This window comes from Streptomyces sp. NPDC051064 (assembly GCF_044455985.1).
Classification (GTDB): domain Bacteria; phylum Actinomycetota; class Actinomycetes; order Streptomycetales; family Streptomycetaceae; genus Streptomyces.
Genome location: NZ_JBITFK010000005.1, coordinates 457,012 through 473,080, shown reverse-complemented (window position 1 = coordinate 473,080; position 16,069 = coordinate 457,012). Strand labels below are relative to the sequence as shown.

The window sequence follows — 16,069 nt, the reverse complement described above, 5'->3', positions numbered from 1 at the left end:
ATGGCCTTCACCCGCTTCACCGACCTCAGCGGACCGACGGTCACCGACCTGTCCGCCGACACCGTGGCCGTCCTCCCCGTCGGCGCGATCGAGCAGCACGGGCCCCATCTGCCGGTCGCCACCGACTACTTCATGGCGGAGGCGATAGCGGAGGGCGCCGCCCTGGCCGCATCCGACACCTGCGACATCACGCTGCTGCCGGGCCTCGCGTACACCAAGTCCGACGAACACGCCTGGTCGCCCGGGACACTGTGGCTCAGCGCCTCGACGCTCTTCGCGGTTCTGGACGACCTCGGACGATCCCTCGCCAAGGGCCCCGTCCGGCGGCTCGCGTTCCTCAACGCACACGGCGGCAACAGCGCGCTGCTGGGAGTCGCCCTGCGTGAACTGCGCACCAAGTACGGCCTGTTCACCTTCCTGCTGCACGCCGCGCTGCCCGCGGACCACGGCGGGGCGTCATCCTCCGGCGAGCTGGGCCTTGGCGTGCACGGCGGGCTGAACGAGACCGCGGCGATGCTGCACCTCCACCCGGATACGGTGGACATGTCGCTGGCCAGGCGCAGTGTCCCCGAACACCTCACCGCCTACGAGCACATCGGTTTCGGCAAGTCCGTCTCCTTCGGCTGGACCAGCGACGACTTCGGTACGGGCAACGGTGTCATCGGCGACCCGACCGGAGCCACCCCCGAACTCGGCCGCAAGCTCGTCGACGCCGCCGTCGCCAACAACGCGGCCGCACTGCGCGAATGCGCCCGCTTCCTGCCTTCCGCCTGACCACCATCCGTCCGACCGCCTGACGTCGAGGACACCCGCCATGGCTATCCCCCCGCTCCACAAGCCGCTCAGTGAGATCACCGCCCACCACATCACCGCAGGCGACACGGTCAAGCTCGCCGTCCTCACCGGTCCGGCCGACGGCTCACCGACCACCGTCGTCTTCGAGGTGTGGGAGCCGGGCGGCGCCCAGCCGCTCAACTGGCACCCCGAGTCCGTGGAGACCTTCGTGGTGCTCGCGGGGGAGGGCCGCGCGGTCAGCGACGAGCACCAACGCGATCTCGCACCCGGCGATGTACTGGTCCTGCCCGTCGGATCCAAGCACCGGATCACCAACACCTCGGCCACCGAGCGGCTCTACACCCTCACGATCATGTCCCCCGACGAGGGCTTCGCCGACCTGATCCAGCGCGGCCCCTTCGCGGCGCTCGACGACACGGACCTGGCCGTCCTCGGAGCCGCCCGATGAGCACTGTGCCTTCCCGGGGGGCAACCCCCGGACCCCCGGCCGGACAAGCAGGCCGGCCCGCCTCGCCCCACCGCCCTCGCGGGGCGAACCGCAGCGAACTGCTCGACGCCTTCTGGTCGTACGAACAGGCCCTCGGCGCCAATGACCTGGTGGGCCTCGACCACTGGTTCCTGGACGCCCCGGACACGGTGCGCGCCGAGGGTTCCATGGTGCTGAGCGGACATGCCGCCATCTCGGACTTCCGTCGCGGCCGTAGCGGGGGAGCCCCGGCCCGTACGGTCGAGCGCGTCCATGAGGTGCGGATCGCCGAGGACGTCGCCGTACTGACCGCCGAAACGCTGCGGGCCGGCGGGTCGCGCGGAATGCAGACACAGGTGTGGCGGCTGACGGGGGAGGGCTGGCGGATCGCGGCCGCGCACGTCAGTGCGGTGCCGGATACGGTGGCGGACGAGGCTCCGGACCCCGCGGTGTGGCGGGTCGTTGGCGAGCCGCTGGTCGCCGGGGCGGGGGAGGGGCCGCTCGCCGGCGTACGTACTGCCGTCAAGGATCTCTTCGCCGTTGCCGGACAGCAGATCGGCGGTGGCAACCCGCAGTGGCTGGCCGAAGCGCCGGTGGAGCCCCGACATGCCGACGCTGTACGGGAATTGCTCAGCGCCGGCGCCCAGGTCGCCGGGATCGCCCAGACCGACGAACTCGCCTTCAGCCTCGCTGGGACCAACATCCACCACGGCACTCCCGTCAACCCTGTAGCCCCCGGCCGGATCACCGGCGGATCCAGCAGCGGCCCGGCGGCGGCGGTCGCCCGCGGCTGGGCGGACCTGGGGCTGGCCACGGACACCGCGGGCTCGATCCGGGTCCCCGCCTCCTACTGCGGCCTCTACGGCTGGCGCCCCACCCACGGAGCCGTTCCCACCGGCGGCCTGCTCCCGCTGGCCCCGTCCTTCGACACGGCGGGACTGCTTGCCCGGGACCCCGGCCTACTGCGTACAGCGGCGAAGGTGCTCCTGCCCCGGGACGACGAAGCCCCGATGACCACTCTTCTGGTCGACGACGCCCTCACCGCGCTCGCCGAACCCGAGGTCCAGGCATCCTTCGAGGCGGCATGCCGGGCGCTCTCCCTCCGCATCGGCCTGGAGCTCATACGGACCGACACCGGCATGGCCGCCCACCTGGAGGAGTGGCTGCCCGCCTTCCGTACCGTCCAGGCGGCCGAGGCGTGGGCCGCGCACGGGGAGTGGATCGAGAAGCACCCGGGCGCGCTGGGGGCCGACATCGAGGCCCGGTTCGCCGGGGGGAGCCAGGTCGCGGAGGGTGAAGGGCGTGACGCCACCTCCGGGCTCCTGTCCGCCCGTTCGGTCATCGTCGAAGCCCTCCCGCCCGGCACCGCGCTCCTTCTCCCGGCCACGAGCAGCCCGGCCCCCCGTGCCGATGCGACACCGGCCGAGGTCGAGACCGTACGAGCCGCAACCCTCCGCCTCACCTGCCTTGCCTCGCTCGCCGGGCTGCCCGCCGTCACCATGCCCCGGCTGCGGGTCCGCGACCTCCCGGTCGGACTCTGCGCGATCGGCGCACCGGGCACGGACCACGCCCTCCTGGAGCTGACCCATGCGTGAAATCGGCCCCAACTCCCGTAACTCCTGGAGCGCGGACGCCACACACGTCGACCTCCGCCGCCCGCAGCGCCCGGCCCGCCCCGTGACCGTGGAGGCTCAGCCCCAAATCCTGACGCTCGACCTGGCCTCAACGGCGATCGTCGTCATCGATATGCAGAACGACTTCTGCTCGCCCGACGGCTGGCTGGCCTCGATGGGCGTGGACGTGTCCCCGGCCCGCACCCCCATCCCCGTACTCCAGCGGCTCCTCCCCGCCCTCCGGGCGGCCGACGTCCCCGTCGTCTGGCTCAACTGGGGCAACCGCCCCGACCGCGCGAACCTCCCGCCCGGCGTCCTCCACGTCTACGACCAGGAGGGAACCGGAGGCGGCATCGGTTCCCAACTGCCCACGGGGGCAAGGGTCCTGGAGCGAGACAGCGCGTCCGCCGACATCACCGCACCCCTCTTTGCGGCACCCGGCGACCTGCACATCGCCAAGTACCGCATGAGCGGCTTCCAGGACACCGAACTCGACAGCGTCCTGCGCAATCTCCGCGCCGACACGCTCCTCTTCGCCGGAGTCAACGCCGACCAGTGCGTCCTCGCCACCCTCATGGACGCAGCGAGCCTCGGCTACGACGTGCTGATGCTGGAGGATGCGGTGGCCACCACCTCACCCCCGTACTGCATGGACGCCACGGTCTACAACATCCGCCAGTGCTTCGGCTTCACCCTCACCGCCGCCGACCTCCAGGAAGCCCTGTGACCCTCCTCCAACCCCACCGGGGCCCCGTCGACGGCGACCACTACCTGCCCGCAGACCCAGCGGCAGTCCACTGGGGGCTGCTCCCCAACGCGCGCTCCAAGCCGGCCCTTTCGGTCCTCTCCGGCGCGATCGTCAGCCTTGACACCATCAGCCACGAGGGCATCCTCGCCGACCAGGGCCGAGACCCGGCCGCCTTCTTCGCCGCGGCCGGCATCCACGACATCCTCCACGACACGGCCGAACTCGCCGCTTCCACCCGCCTTCACGACCCCGCCGCCCACGGCCCGCACGTTGTCACAGGACCCGTCCACATCCAGGGGGCCGAGCCCGGCGACGTACTCGAAGTGGAGGTCCTCCGCCTGCGCCGCCGCGCCCCCTACGGCGTGATCAGCAACCGTCACGGCAAGGGCGCTCTCCCCGGCGAATACCCCCAGGGCCCCGGCCCCGACCCGGTCAGCCTGGTCGCCACCGTCGACGACGACGGCCGTGGCCGCCTCCCCGTGGGAGACGGTCGCGACATCCGCTTCCCGCTCCAGCCCTTCCTCGGCATCATGGGCACCTCCCCCGCCACCGAAGCCCCGGTGCATTCGGTGCCTCCCGGCCCGCACGGAGGCAATCTCGACGTACGCCACCTCGGCGTCGGCGCCCGCCTCTTCCTCCCCGTTGCCGTCGAGGGCGCCCTCTTCTACGCCGGCGACCCGCACTTCTCCCAGGGCGACGGCGAAGTGGCCCTCACCGCCTTCGAAGCCCCGCTGCGCGCGACCCTCCGCCTCACCGTCCACCGCGACCCCGCCCTCCGCCGACTCGCATCCCGCCTGCGCGCCCCCTTCGCCGAGACCGACACCGAGCACGTCGTCATGGGCCTGGACACCGACCTCGACGAGGCGATGCGCCATGCCGTACGCGACGCCCTCACCCTCCTCGACGAGCGCTTCTCCGTCCCCGGCCCGGTTGCCCTCGCCTACCTCAGCGCGGCCGCCGACTTCCAGGTCTCCCAGGTGGTCGACATCGTCAAGGGCGTCCACTGCCGCATTTCCAAGGCGGACCTGACCTTCTGACGCCACACTGCTCGCGCTCTGCCAGGGGGAGCGAGCCTGGATCTCAGGTCTCGACTTCTCCCGCCCCGGCGTCCGACGGGACTGTCCTGATCAAGACACTCCCATTGACGACAGCGACGACCCCCGCCGCGCTGTCGTAGGTCCAGCCTTCCGGCGACAGTCGCTGCTGGCACACTCCGGCGGGGCCGGCCCGTCTCGGCCGTGACGCTCCGGCCCCCCGAGGTGTCGCCTGCCAAGCCGAGAAACCGGTTCTGGCCTGCGGTTTCTCCTGGCCTCGCTGCCTGTGGGACGGTTCACGAGGCGGTGCGCCCGTACCGCGTACCCGCCGGTGAGGACCAGGGGTGTCACCGACCACGGTGACCGACGCCGGGGAGCCCGCGTACTGCTTCTCGGCCGAGGTGCGCTGGGTCTCCGGCATGAGGGAGACCAGTTTGATTCGGTGGCGGCGGACGAATTCGAGGTCGGTGGGGGAGAGGAACGCCGTCGTGTCGGTGCAGCGCACTGGGTGAACGCGTCGGTCAGTGCTGGTGCGGCTTGGCGTAGCAGCATCTGCGGTCGTGGAAGCGGTAGAGGCCGAGCTTTCTCACACGGTTCGTAGCCGTTGGACGTCCTTGGCGACGGCACTGGCCGCTCAGCGACCGGCGTGGACACCGGGAAGACCGCAGGGTCCGCGCCCGTGTCGAGCAGACCTTCGCCCGCATGAAGAGCTGGAAGATCTGCCGCCACTGCCGCTTGAAAGGCGACGGCGTCTATCACGCTGTGCTCGGCATCGCCCGCCTGCCCAATCTCGCGCTCGCCGGATGGACCTACCCGAGATGGGCGTCCTCGATGCTGACCATGTGAACCGAAGCCCAGGAGTTGTCACCTGCGGAGCCGCGTGAGCCGGCGAAGCGGAACAGTCGAAGCAGTCTTGTTGTCACCAACAAGGCATTCGACTTGTCACAGGCGCTCATTCAGACCCGGCGAGATTGCGGAACAGACCCTCGAGGTCCTGTTCGCCGTCCCGGGTCTGGGCGCCGTTGTCCAGCCCGGCGCTCATGAGCTGTGCTGTGGCGGGGCGGAATACGAGCCCGGCCCAGGCGTCGTTCTCCCCTGCCAGGCCATCAGAATGATCGCGGAGGACGATAGCGCGCTTGGCCGCCGCGACGACGCCGCCGGGCAACGCGGCGATGTTGCCGGCGAGGCGGTCGACGAACTCGTCGAGCTGGTCGGCGGGGACGGCTCGGTTGACCCAGCCGTACCGCTCGGCGGTCTCGGCGTCCATCAGGTCGGCACCGAGCACGATCTCCAAGGCGCGGTTACGGCCGACGCGCTCGGTGAGGTACTGCGTGGCGCCACCGCCAGGGACGATGCCCATGAGGGCTTCGATCTGGCCGAGCCCGGCCTTGCCGATCGCCGCGAACGCCATGTCCGCGGCCACGACGAATTCGGCTCCGCCGCCGCGCGCCTTGCCTGCGAGCTTGACGATGGTCACCTGAGGCTGGCGGCGTAGCTGCTCCCCGACGGCCTGGAAGACGTTGACGCCGTCCGGCAGGTCGGCCATGAGTCCGGCGAGGGCGTCCGGGGTGGCGGTCATGTCGAAGTGGGCGAGGAAGAAGTCTGGGTCCGCACTGTCGAACACGATCACGTGTATGGCGTCGTCGCCGGCCAGCGAGGTGAGTAGGCGTCGCAAATCGGTCATGACCGCGACGTTGAGGACGTTGACCGGCGGGTTGTCGATCGTGACGTGCGAGACTCCGTCCTTCTGGCTGACCCGCAAGGTCTGGTAGGCGTCGTGGCCCATGGCTTTTCTCCCAGGTATCTGGCAGGACTCTGGTTCCTGTTGTATACCTACTGTGAAACCGTCTTTGACCTGCGTCAATGACGCACTTCAGGCATCCTAGGGATCGTGGAGGATACCGCCATGGCAACTTCTGAGGCCGTCTACCGGGCCGCCGCCGAGCACGACGCGGTGTTTCGGTCCGACTGTCCGAGCCGGCCGATCCTCGATCAGATCGCCGACAAGTGGTCGATGATGGTGATGGCGGTCTTGGTCGAACCACGTCGGTTCAACGAGATCAAACGTCGCCTCGAGGGCGTCACGCAACGCGTCCTCACTCAGACCTTGCGCCGGCTCGAACGCAACGGGATGGTCGAGCGCCGCGTGCTGCCGACCTCGCCGGTCGGCGTCGAATACTCGCTGACCTCCCTCGGTGAATCCCTGCGCGAGCCGTTCGCTCACCTCTACGACTGGACCGTCGCGAACGCCGCCGAGATCCAAGCACGCCAGCGCGACTACGACCAGCGAGCCCCGCGCTGACACCACGACCCTGAAGCAGAGCCGGAGCGAGCGGCACCTGCCCGGTCCGGTGACCTGTACCGTCCGCCGACCACGACCGGCGACTCAAGCTCATGCGGAGAGCCGTGACGGTTGGAGACGGTGCCGATGGTGTCGTTGGTCGAAGAACCGAGGCCGCGGCCCGGGTGCTCGCCCGCGCAATCCGCGCGGTCAGCCTGGTGCGCGAGCGCACCACCCAGCGCACCACCCAGCGCACCGACTCCACCCACGTCCTGGCCGCGGTGCGCGACCTGACCCGCCTGGAGCTGATCACCGCAGGTCACCTGTCGTTGGATCGTTGCGGAGTTCACCAAGGGCCAGTGCCGGCCCAGCGGCTTCGAGTCCGCACCGTCCCCGCAGTGGTTCAGGCGGATTATCTCTCCGGCCAGCAAGCAGAAATCTGTATCGGCCGGAGTAGACATTGGGGAGCGGTGTGGTTATGGTTTCTCTCGTAGCCGAGATCGAGCAGGGCCCGGCAGGGACGAACTGCCGGGCAGTAGTACGGAGTTGTAGTTTGCAGGACGGTGCGGTGGTGGAGTTTCGAAGCCAGGGTTGTTGCAGGACGGCGACGGGGCTGACGACCGGACCGGGTGGCCCGCAGTGATCAGGGGCCGCCGCGAGCAGTGCCGCAGTGGCAGTACCCAGCAGTGAAGTGAGTGAGCAGTACCTCGGTGAAGGCGTCGGCTGCGGGCGCGCGTACCGGGAGGTTCGGCAGTGGGGTTCTAAGCCAGAGCAGATGCATGACGGGCGACGGGGCTGGCTGCCGGAGAGTGGCGCTGTTCGAAGCCACCAGCAGTTCGCTGTATCAGCAGTACGCAGGTCCCGTTTGGTGAGTAGTTCATCCAGAGGGAATAACGGAGGGGCCGAGCGCCATCAGGATCGCCCGGGCGGACGTCTTGAGCCCGGGTACCGCAGGACATCGATAGTGAGGTGGTCTCCGGTCAAGCAACCGCGATCCCCGTACCCCCGACGCCGTTCAGGTCGGGTCTGCGGAAACAGAAGGCTGGCGCAGCACGAGGGCCGGCAGATGGTGTAGCAGTTCCTTCGGGGCCCTGGTGCCAATGGCACCAGGGCCCCTCCACGCGTTTCACAGAGAGGTGCAATGACAGCAGACGACTCGTTCGGCCGTCTCGATGACGACGACTACCCCGCCTACACCATGGGCCGGGCCGCCGACATGCTCCACACCACCCAGAGCTTCCTCCGCGCCATCGGCGAAGCCCGCCTCATCACCCCGCTCCGCTCCGCCGGCGGACACCGCCGCTACTCCCGCTACCAACTGCGCATCGCCGCCCGCGCCCGCGAACTCGTCGATGCCGGAACCCCCATCGAAGCCGCCTGCCGCATCGTCATCCTCGAAGACCAACTCGAAGAAGCCCAGCGCATCAACACCGAACACCACCGCGCCGCAGGATCGTTCAGTCCGCCCAAGGCCTGAGGCAGCCCGCCCGCCGGGCACCGGCGGGTCCCCGCCCGCACGTGGCGGGGGCTCTGGATCGTTTCCCGTGGTGGGTGGGCGTCCGTGTCGGCTGTCGTGGTCCGAAAGTCCCCTTCGTCTGAGTCTTCGGCGGGGGCGCTCTCCGTGCCGCAGGAACCCCCGCGATCACCTCCGCCTCCGGCACGTTGCGGGAGCGTACATCGACTCGAAAGCGCGAGACGGGGCTACTCGGCTGCGTCGCCCAGGGCGGAGGCGGCCCGGACGTGTACCCCCGTTACTCTGCGATCGACGCCTCGGGTTTTCATGAGCTCCCCGAGGTCAAGCCCTGTGTGATGCGGCCCGGGGCCAAAGGTGCCCCTGCGGCCGAGGGTGTGAACCCCGCCTGGCAGGAGGATGCCACCGAAAATGTGCTCTCCCAGCCGCGTACCGCGACCGCTCTTTACGAAATCGTGCGTTCGGGGTGGGCCAATATCTATGGCCGCGAGGTCAGAGTTTACCGTGCCATGCGGGGAATGTTTGTGCCGCAACCAACCGAGCGAAGTTATTTACCGTGCCCGAGCCGTTACGGCATGCTACTGTCGATCTCAGTTGCAGTTGTGGTTCCCAAAACTTCAAGCGCTTTCGCCGGAATTGTCGGCCACTGGAAGCGCTTTGTATTGCCGGTCATTTTCCGGTCGGGGCATCATCGCGGCGACCCGGGTACCTGGCATCGCGGATCCCGGCGTACTGCCCCAAAGGAGATATGACATGGCATCAGGCACAGTGAAGTGGTTCAACGCGGCCAAGGGTTTCGGCTTCATCGAGCAGGATGGTGGCGGCGCTGACGTGTTCGCCCACTTCTCGAACATCGCCGCCCAGGGCTTCCGTGAGCTGCTCGAAGGCCAGAAGGTCACCTTCGACATCGCGCCGGGCCAGAAGGGCCCGATGGCCGAGAACATCGTTCCCGCCTGACGCTGTCGCGCACTTCGTAGCTGGGGCCCGCATCCCACGGGGTGCGGGCCCCAGCTGCGGACATTTCCCGCAGCGGTGTCCCCTTGAAGGTCGCCCGTACCCCTTCTTCAGGGATCCGTGCCTCTTCGGAGCGCAATCGGTCGAAGTCCGGGATTTCACGTCCTGTGTGACGTCATCCATTTCGTGGCCTTCCTGCCGCGCCAGATTCACTGCACACCAGATTCTCTTTCGCATTCCATTCGGCCCGTTTCTTGTGATTCCCTGCACTGCTTTTCGTTGCGGGAATACCTTGGTGCGCGCCGTGTATCAAGGAAGGTTCTCGATGAACCCCACACGTACGAACAGCCGTTCCTCCAGTCGCAACCGGACGGACGGTCTCGCTTTCGGCTCCGACGCCAATTCGCGGCGGGGCGCACGCCTCGGCTCGTCCGCTCCGAGCCGTTCGGGAGGTCCGAGCCGGTCGAGCGGACATGGTCGGCGGCCGGCGGCGGTGCAGGGAGAGTTCGCCCTGCCGAAGACGGTGACTCCTGCGCTTCCCGCGGTCGAGGTGTTCGCCGACTTGGACATGCCCAAGCAGCTGCTGGCGGCGCTCACCGCGCAGGGCGTGAGCGTCCCGTTCCCGATCCAGGGCGCGACCCTGCCCAACACCCTTGCCGGCCGCGATGCTCTGGGGCGCGGGCGTACCGGCTCCGGCAAGACCCTCGCCTTCGGCCTGGCTCTGCTGGCGCGCACCGCCGGCCAGCGTGCCGAGCCTCGCCAGCCGCTGGCCCTGGTCCTCGTGCCGACGCGTGAGCTGGCCCAGCAGGTGACCGACGCGCTCACCCCCTATGCCCGCTCGGTGAGGCTGCGCCTGGCCACCGTCGTCGGCGGAATGTCGATCGGGAGGCAGGCCAACGCGCTGCGTGGTGGCGCCGAGGTCGTCGTGGCGACGCCGGGCCGGCTCAAGGACCTCATCGATCGCGGTGACTGCCGACTTGACCAGGTCGCGATCACCGTCCTGGACGAGGCCGATCAGATGGCTGACATGGGCTTCATGCCCCAAGTCACCGCGCTCCTGGACCAGGTCCGCCCCGAAGGCCAGCGAATGCTGTTCTCCGCCACCCTGGACCGCAACGTCGACCGCCTGGTCCGCCGCTACCTCACCGACCCTGTCGTCCACTCCGTCGACCCCTCCGCAGGTGCGGTCACGACGATGGAGCACCACGTGCTGCACGTCCAGGGCACCGACAAGCACCGCACCACGACGCAGATCGCGGCACGCGAAGGCCGGGTGATCATGTTCCTGGACACCAAGCGGGCTGTGGACAAGCTCACCGACCACCTGCTGGCCAGCGGTGTACGGGCCGCCGGCCTGCACGGCGGGAAGTCACAGCCGCAGCGCACCCGAACCCTGGCCCAGTTCAAGACCGGACACGTCACCGTGCTCGTGGCCACGAACGTCGCCGCTCGCGGCATCCACGTCGACAACCTCGACCTCGTCGTCAACGTCGACCCGCCGACCGACCACAAGGACTACCTGCACCGCGGCGGCCGTACCGCACGGGCAGGGGAGTCCGGCAGCGTCGTCACCCTGGTCACCCCCAACCAGCGCCGCGACATGACCCGCCTCATGACCGCCGCCGGCATCGTGCCCCAGACCACCCAGGTCCGCTCCGGCGAAGAGGCACTCGGCCGGATCACCGGTGCCCAGACCCCCTCCGGCATCCCGGTGACGATCACCGCACCGGTCGTCGAGCGGCGTCAGCGCAGCGCGTCCTCACGAGGCCGGCGCAGCCCCGCCTCGGCGGCCCGTCGCGTGACCGCGCATCAGTCCTCCTTCGACGCGGCGGCCTGAGAACTCCGTGATCCGGAAACTGACCCACTCATGCAGGAGGCACCTTTTGACGTTGGTTCAGATGCAGCCCCGCTCGACGAATGCCACTACCGTACGCAGGACGGTGGCCGACGCCATGGACACCGCCGGACCGCAGGTCTGTGACGACATGACCGTCGAGGTTGCCCTGTCCGTCATGGCCAGTGCCCGAACCGGGCATATGCTTGTCTGCGACGACAGCGGCCTGTGCGCCGGACTGGTCACCCAGTCTCAGCTCACAGCAGCCCGTGACGGCTCCGCGTACTCGGACAGGGTCCAGCTGCGCGACATCCTCGGCGATCGCGAGCCGTTCACCTCGCCCGGGACCACCATGGCCGAAGCCGGAAACATGATGTGCGACAGCCAGGTCGATGCCCTGCCTGTGGTCGACGAACACGGTAGCGCCCTGGGCGTCCTCGCCCTCGCCCGCTGAAGCGCCTCAACCGAGGCAGAACCACTCCCTCTTCGTTCCTCTCCCTGTGAGGCATCATGCGCTGTGTCATCGCCCGCTTCCCGTTCGACCTCACCAGGAGCGGCGTCCTGGAATCGATGAAGGGCATCAAGCCCGAGCAGGCTTCCGGCGAGTCCGTGATCATCGGTCGACGCACCTACCCCGTCAAACAGGTCGGCCAGGTCATCACACGCCAGGACCGCCGCGACTTCAGCGCAGGCGAAGTCCTCCGAGCCATGACTCAGCTCGGCTTCACCTGCCGCAGCCTTCCCCAGGCCGCGCCCGTACGCGCCCTCAGCCCGCTGCAACAGGCGTCCGCGCTGCTCGGCAGCCCTGTGGCCGCCTGACCGACGGGCAGGCGCGAGCCCCCGGCATGCAGCGGTGAGGGTCCGACAGGGTTACACCGGTCGGGCCCTCACCGCGTACCGAGGTGTCTCGGCGCGGCAGTGGGTCAGTGGTCGGAGTAGCTGAAGTCGCCCATCGTCCAGGCACTGACGTCCTCGATCGCCACGCGGTACATACCACCCGTCTCCGGGATCCCCACCGGACCCTGCAGAATCCGGGCCACATGGAAATGCAGATGGGTGGGCGGTCCTTCCACGCGCGCCGCAGCCGTGAACACGGCGGAGAAGTCGCTCAGGCGGGCCGAGTCCGCCAGGACCTCCGACACCCGCTGCCTCCAGACGGCCTCGGGAGCCAGCCGACCCGTGATGACAGCACCACCGGCGACCACGGTCAGAGGCATTTGATTGCTGTGCCCGGACTCCACCAGGCCGGCAATGTCTACGAGCAGCGCGTCAGGCTTCGACATGGGGCCGATTATATTCGCCGGCCGGCGGGCTGCTTTCTGCGGTGTCGGCTGCGGCCAGGACGACGCGTGTGCAGGTCCTGGGTGCTCTCGATGAGAGCAGGCAGCTGGAGGTCCGCTCTCCCGCCGCGCAGGCGCAGGGGCCAGGGGTGGCCGGCGTTGATGAACTCGGTCCGACCGTCGTGCAGGTTGATCCGCAGCAGTGTCCGGTGACGTAGCGGCCGCCGCTGTGCTCGGCCACGGCCTGGTCGGCGCTCTGCGCTTGTTCGGCAAGGTCAGCCCCCTGCCTGCGGGCGCGTCGCAGCGCTCCGACGAGGAGGGTGGCCAGCAGGGCGGCGTCCACGTCGTGTCCCATGGCGTCGGTGACAGACAGGAGGTGCCGACGGACCGTCCCGATCTCGTACTCAGGGAGATCGAAGACATGTTCGCCGCACAGCACTGATCCTCACCATGCGATCTCCTCACAGGCCCGCAGCGGTCTCCGCTGCGGGCCGGCCACGACTGACGTGAGCACCCCGGAAGACCGTCACATTGGTTGACCGGCGAATTCGAGTGACGGAGGCTCAGTGGACTTTCAGACGTTCGTCCAGGCTTCGAGGAAGGCTTTCCGTCCAGTGGGATCGTCCGCCCTGCGGTCGGCGTGCAGGACGTGCCAGGCGGTGAGTTCGAGATCGCGGAGCCACAGTTCTCCGATGACCTGTGTCTTGAGGTCGGGGAGATGGTCGGATTCGGCGAGGGCTTGGCCGATCACCTCTCCGGCTGCGACGCGTTGCGGTGGGGTCATCTCGTCGACCGCCGAAAGGATCTGGCGGGCCAGGGCGGTCCCCTCGCCTGCCAGGGCCTGCAGCACATCGGCCTTGATGGTGGCGGGTAGCAGGTAGGCGGTGCCGGAGGACCTCCACAGGTCCGACCAGAAATGTTCCCCTGCCTCAGTGGGGGAAGGGAGCGCGGCCAGCAGTCCGAGGAGATGGCCGATGGCCGCGTAGCCACCTGAGTGGGCAGCCGCGACAACTGCGATGCCGGCGACGCGCTCCACATCGAGATGGCCGGCTCCGCAGTTCGGAGCAAGACCCAATTGGTGTTCCAACTGGCCCGTGAGGGGAGCGGATACGTGAGGGCGGACCTCAGGAAGCATCGGTGGTCCTTGCGGGTAGGCGAGCGGTGGTGCCCGTTCGGAAGCCCTGATCGTTCCCCGTGAGGAGCCGGTTCACTCCGCTTTGCGTGTTCAATCGGTGGCGGATCAAGAGGCCGCACAGCGGTGAGAGCCCACTCCCGGCGACCGGCATCCTCACTGTCAGTGGCGCAGGGCGCCGCGTCGGGCGGGCTGCCTGTGCGCTCCGGAGGCGGTCCCGGCTGGGATCGCTCCGGTCCGGCTCCGGCCCGTCGCAGCCGGAGGGCGATCAGCGCCGTGAGCACGAAGACCGCGGCCTCGTAGACCATGGCGAACGCCGCGTTCGCACCGTCGGCATGCGCGAAATAGGCCGGCCCGGCCGCCGTCATCCCGATCGAGCCGCCGAGTTGCTGGGCCGTGGGCAGCCGGCGAGCATGCCGATCGGGGGTCGCCGCCAGCGCGGCGGCGACCCGGGACCATCAACGATGTCTTCCTGAAGCGACGGGAGAAGCCACAACCTGGGCCGTCATCGATTCGCCCTTTCGTTTGTGGCAGGTCCCATCAGGTGCGGGTCCAGCGTTGGTTGCTGCCGTTCGAGCAGGAGTAGAGCTGAATCAGGGTTCCGTTGGCGGTGCCGCCTGCGACGGCGTCAAGGCAGAGGCCGGACTGGACGCCGACGATGGATCCGTCAGAATTGAGGCGCCATTTCTGGTTGTCGCCGCCCCAGCAGCTGTAGATCTGGACTTTGGAGCCGTTGCCGGTGCCGGCGGCGTCCAGGCACTTGTTGCCGTAGACCCTGAGCTCGCCGGCGTCGGTGTACGCCCACCGCTGGTTGGTGCCGCTGTTGCAGTCCCACACCTGGAGCTGGGTGCCGTCGGTGGTGCTGCTGCCGGGCACGTCCAGGCAGCGGCCCGAACCGACGGCCTTGATCTGTCCGGACTCCGCAGGCGGCGTGGTGGAGCCGCCGTTGAGTGCGTTGAGGACGGCGGTGTAGGCGGGCTTCTTGCTGCCGTCACCGTTGAACAGCAGCGGCGTCTGCTCCGATCGCCAGGAGTCGGTGTCGCGCACGCCCCAGACGGTGATGCCGAGGCAGCGCGGGACGGCCATGCAGTCGTTGGTCACGTTCGCGTAGGTCGAGGCCGGGGCGCCTTGGATGTCGAGCTCGGTGACGGCCACGTCGACGCCGAGGGCGGCGAAGTTCTGCAGGGTGGTGCGGAAGTTGCTGTTGTAGGGGCTGCCGCTGTTGAAGTGCGACTGGAAGCCGACGCAGTCGATCGGCACGCCGCGCTGCTTGAAGTCCCGGACCATGGCGTACATGGCCTGGGTCTTGGCCCAGGTCCAGTCCTCGACGTTGTAGTCGTTGTAGCAGAGCTTGGCCGCCGGGTCGGCTGCGCGCGCGGCGCGGAAGGCGACCTCGATCCAGTCGTTGCCGGTGCGTTGCAGGTTGGAGTCCCGCCGGGCTCCCGAACTGCCGTCGGCGAAGGCCTCGTTCACGACGTCCCACTGAGCGATCTTTCCCTTGTAGTGGGACATCACGCCGTTGATGTGGTCGGTCATCGCCTGGCGCAGCGTGCTGCCGCTGAGGCTCTGCATCCAGCTGGGCTGCTGGGAGTGCCAGGCCAGGGTGTGGCCGCGCACCTGCTTGCCGTTCTGCACCGCCCAGTTGTAGACGCGATCGGCGGCGGTGAAGTTGAACTGGCCCCGCTGCGGTTCGGTGGCGTCGATCTTCATCTCGTTCTCGGCCGTCACCGAGTTGAACTCACGGCCCGCGATCGTCGTGTACGTCGAGTCGCCCAGCCTGCCCGAGGCGATGGCGGTGCCGAAGTAGCGGCCGCTCTGCGCCGCTGCGGCGCCGAGCGTGCTCTCGGCGGCGTGTGCGGTAGGGGGCGCGACCAGTGCGGCGGCCGCACCGAGGACGCCGACGACCAGCGCCAACAGCAGGCCGCGGATCTTCCGGCGGATAACGGGTCTGGGAAGGGCGTACGAGCCCATGACTGTGCCTCCAAGGTAGAAATCACGGAAGGACTGAAACGCAGGGGATTGCGCCGTCCGCTCCCGTTCAGCTGATGGACGGACGGGGCGGTCGGGAGCCCGGGCAGCACGGATTCACCGGACACCGCGGTTATGGGACGGGACGACCTTCGGCACAGGCACGGGGGTACTCCATCGCGGCTCAGCCGGGGGACCGCCACGCGGCGCCGTGTATCTCTCCAACTGCGTGAAGAGCCAGGATGCGCTGGTGCGGACCTCACCGGAACGAAACGGGGTGGCGCAGGTGCTTTGGTGCGCGGATCTGTAGTGCAGTTGTGCGTGGGTCTGCCGGGCGGTACAGACTGCCCGAGGCCGGTGCGGTTCGAAGTATCGAGCCGCGGCCGGTATCTCAGACAGGAATGATTGAGGTACTGACGAGGCATCGTCAAGACTTCCGCAGAAGAGTTTCTGTTTCGCTTCCGAAACTTTCGGAATGGGATTTGGGTCAAGA

At 68.6% G+C, this 16,069-nt stretch carries 17 protein-coding genes and 2 pseudogenes; 14 read left to right on the top strand and 5 right to left on the bottom strand.

Going from position 1 to position 16,069, the window contains the following annotated elements; all coding sequences use genetic code 11:
- The 6 genes from ACIBCU_RS20365 to ACIBCU_RS20340 all read left to right on the top strand — a co-directional run bounded on the left by ACIBCU_RS20365 (position 1) and on the right by ACIBCU_RS20340 (position 5,502).
- Positions 1-774 (top strand): creatininase family protein, encoded by a 774-nt coding sequence (locus ACIBCU_RS20365; protein ID WP_399232869.1) that lies wholly within the window; start codon positions 1-3, stop codon positions 772-774.
- 40 nt (positions 775-814) lie between these two features.
- Positions 815-1,243, top strand: coding sequence for a cupin domain-containing protein (locus tag ACIBCU_RS20360; protein ID WP_399232867.1), 429 nt, complete (start codon positions 815-817; stop codon positions 1,241-1,243).
- A complete protein-coding gene (locus ACIBCU_RS20355) occupies positions 1,240-2,856 on the top strand; it encodes an amidase (protein ID WP_399232865.1) in 1,617 nt (538 codons plus the stop codon). Before ACIBCU_RS20360 ends, ACIBCU_RS20355 begins: the two co-directional genes overlap by 4 nt.
- Positions 2,849-3,601, top strand: coding sequence for an isochorismatase family cysteine hydrolase (locus ACIBCU_RS20350; protein ID WP_362931085.1), 753 nt, complete (start codon positions 2,849-2,851; stop codon positions 3,599-3,601). Before ACIBCU_RS20355 ends, ACIBCU_RS20350 begins: the two co-directional genes overlap by 8 nt.
- A complete protein-coding gene (locus tag ACIBCU_RS20345) occupies positions 3,598-4,659 on the top strand; it encodes an acetamidase/formamidase family protein (protein WP_362931087.1) in 1,062 nt (353 codons plus the stop codon). The genes ACIBCU_RS20350 and ACIBCU_RS20345 overlap by 4 nt, the downstream gene beginning before the upstream one ends.
- A 699-nt stretch (positions 4,660-5,358) precedes the next feature.
- Entirely contained in the window at positions 5,359-5,502 is a 144-nt protein-coding gene (locus tag ACIBCU_RS20340; RefSeq protein WP_399232862.1) for a hypothetical protein, read from the top strand.
- Between the two features lie 106 nt (positions 5,503-5,608).
- On the opposite strand, the gene ACIBCU_RS20335 is transcribed toward ACIBCU_RS20340, so the two are convergent.
- The gene (locus tag ACIBCU_RS20335; RefSeq protein ID WP_399232860.1) at positions 5,609-6,442 is read right to left on the bottom strand and encodes an enoyl-CoA hydratase/isomerase family protein; all 834 of its coding nucleotides are present in this window, start codon (positions 6,440-6,442) and stop codon (positions 5,609-5,611) included.
- Between the two features lie 120 nt (positions 6,443-6,562).
- Here ACIBCU_RS20335 and ACIBCU_RS20330 point away from each other — a divergent pair, with 120 nt between their 5' ends.
- The 8 genes and pseudogenes from ACIBCU_RS20330 (at position 6,563) to ACIBCU_RS20295 (ending at position 12,015) form a co-directional block, all read left to right on the top strand.
- Positions 6,563-6,958, top strand: coding sequence for a winged helix-turn-helix transcriptional regulator (locus tag ACIBCU_RS20330; RefSeq protein WP_399232857.1), 396 nt, complete (start codon positions 6,563-6,565; stop codon positions 6,956-6,958).
- A 104-nt stretch (positions 6,959-7,062) separates the two neighbouring features.
- Positions 7,063-7,431 (top strand): hypothetical protein, encoded by a 369-nt coding sequence (locus ACIBCU_RS20325; protein ID WP_399233078.1) that lies wholly within the window; start codon positions 7,063-7,065, stop codon positions 7,429-7,431.
- Positions 7,432-8,078: 647 nt separating this feature from the next.
- Positions 8,079-8,414 (top strand): MerR family transcriptional regulator, encoded by a 336-nt coding sequence (locus ACIBCU_RS20320; protein ID WP_362931095.1) that lies wholly within the window; start codon positions 8,079-8,081, stop codon positions 8,412-8,414.
- Positions 8,415-8,599: 185 nt separating this feature from the next.
- A pseudogene (locus ACIBCU_RS20315) lies at positions 8,600-8,797 on the top strand (hypothetical protein); the annotation flags it as partial.
- A 364-nt stretch (positions 8,798-9,161) separates the two neighbouring features.
- Positions 9,162-9,365 carry a cold-shock protein gene (locus ACIBCU_RS20310; RefSeq protein WP_362931097.1) on the top strand — a complete coding sequence of 68 codons (204 nt, stop codon included), beginning with the start codon at positions 9,162-9,164 and terminating at the stop codon, positions 9,363-9,365.
- A gap of 322 nt (positions 9,366-9,687) precedes the next feature.
- A complete protein-coding gene (locus ACIBCU_RS20305) occupies positions 9,688-11,199 on the top strand; it encodes a DEAD/DEAH box helicase (protein ID WP_362931099.1) in 1,512 nt (503 codons plus the stop codon).
- Between the two features lie 46 nt (positions 11,200-11,245).
- Positions 11,246-11,650, top strand: coding sequence for a CBS domain-containing protein (locus ACIBCU_RS20300; protein WP_399232853.1), 405 nt, complete (start codon positions 11,246-11,248; stop codon positions 11,648-11,650).
- A gap of 56 nt (positions 11,651-11,706) precedes the next feature.
- A complete protein-coding gene (locus ACIBCU_RS20295; protein ID WP_362931103.1) occupies positions 11,707-12,015 on the top strand; it encodes an SCO5918 family protein in 309 nt (102 codons plus the stop codon).
- A 104-nt stretch (positions 12,016-12,119) separates the two neighbouring features.
- Here ACIBCU_RS20295 and ACIBCU_RS20290 read toward each other — a convergent pair whose 3' ends face one another.
- From ACIBCU_RS20290 to ACIBCU_RS20275, 4 genes and pseudogenes are all read right to left on the bottom strand, one after another.
- Positions 12,120-12,479: a hypothetical protein gene (locus ACIBCU_RS20290; protein WP_362931105.1), complete on the bottom strand. Its 360-nt coding sequence runs from the start codon at positions 12,477-12,479 to the stop codon at positions 12,120-12,122.
- 116 nt (positions 12,480-12,595) lie between these two features.
- Positions 12,596-12,849 (bottom strand): annotated as a pseudogene (locus ACIBCU_RS20285) (PP2C family protein-serine/threonine phosphatase); the annotation flags it as partial.
- Positions 12,850-13,050: 201 nt separating this feature from the next.
- Complete coding sequence (locus tag ACIBCU_RS20280) at positions 13,051-13,551, bottom strand: hypothetical protein (RefSeq protein WP_362931108.1); 501 nt, start codon at positions 13,549-13,551, stop codon at positions 13,051-13,053.
- A gap of 597 nt (positions 13,552-14,148) precedes the next feature.
- On the bottom strand, positions 14,149-15,579 hold the full coding sequence (locus ACIBCU_RS20275; protein WP_399232850.1) for an endo-1,4-beta-xylanase: 1,431 nt from the start codon (positions 15,577-15,579) through the stop codon (positions 14,149-14,151).
- Positions 15,580-16,069 lie beyond the last annotated feature (490 nt).

Excerpts from the sequence above, each read along its gene's own strand:
- ACIBCU_RS20365 (WP_399232869.1), top strand. The coding sequence starts at position 1 with ATGGCCTTCACCCGCTTCACCGACCTCAGCGGACCGACGGTCACCGAC.
- ACIBCU_RS20360 (WP_399232867.1), top strand. The coding sequence starts at position 815 with ATGGCTATCCCCCCGCTCCACAAGCCGCTCAGTGAGATCACCGCCCAC.
- ACIBCU_RS20355 (WP_399232865.1), top strand. The coding sequence starts at position 1,240 with ATGAGCACTGTGCCTTCCCGGGGGGCAACCCCCGGACCCCCGGCCGGA.
- ACIBCU_RS20350 (WP_362931085.1), top strand. The coding sequence starts at position 2,849 with ATGCGTGAAATCGGCCCCAACTCCCGTAACTCCTGGAGCGCGGACGCC.
- ACIBCU_RS20340 (WP_399232862.1), top strand. The coding sequence starts at position 5,359 with ATGAAGAGCTGGAAGATCTGCCGCCACTGCCGCTTGAAAGGCGACGGC.
- ACIBCU_RS20335 (WP_399232860.1), bottom strand. The coding sequence starts at position 6,442 with ATGGGCCACGACGCCTACCAGACCTTGCGGGTCAGCCAGAAGGACGGA.
- ACIBCU_RS20330 (WP_399232857.1), top strand. The coding sequence starts at position 6,563 with ATGGCAACTTCTGAGGCCGTCTACCGGGCCGCCGCCGAGCACGACGCG.
- ACIBCU_RS20320 (WP_362931095.1), top strand. The coding sequence starts at position 8,079 with ATGACAGCAGACGACTCGTTCGGCCGTCTCGATGACGACGACTACCCC.
- ACIBCU_RS20310 (WP_362931097.1), top strand. The coding sequence starts at position 9,162 with ATGGCATCAGGCACAGTGAAGTGGTTCAACGCGGCCAAGGGTTTCGGC.
- ACIBCU_RS20305 (WP_362931099.1), top strand. The coding sequence starts at position 9,688 with ATGAACCCCACACGTACGAACAGCCGTTCCTCCAGTCGCAACCGGACG.
- ACIBCU_RS20295 (WP_362931103.1), top strand. The coding sequence starts at position 11,707 with ATGCGCTGTGTCATCGCCCGCTTCCCGTTCGACCTCACCAGGAGCGGC.
- ACIBCU_RS20290 (WP_362931105.1), bottom strand. The coding sequence starts at position 12,479 with ATGTCGAAGCCTGACGCGCTGCTCGTAGACATTGCCGGCCTGGTGGAG.
- ACIBCU_RS20275 (WP_399232850.1), bottom strand. The coding sequence starts at position 15,579 with ATGGGCTCGTACGCCCTTCCCAGACCCGTTATCCGCCGGAAGATCCGC.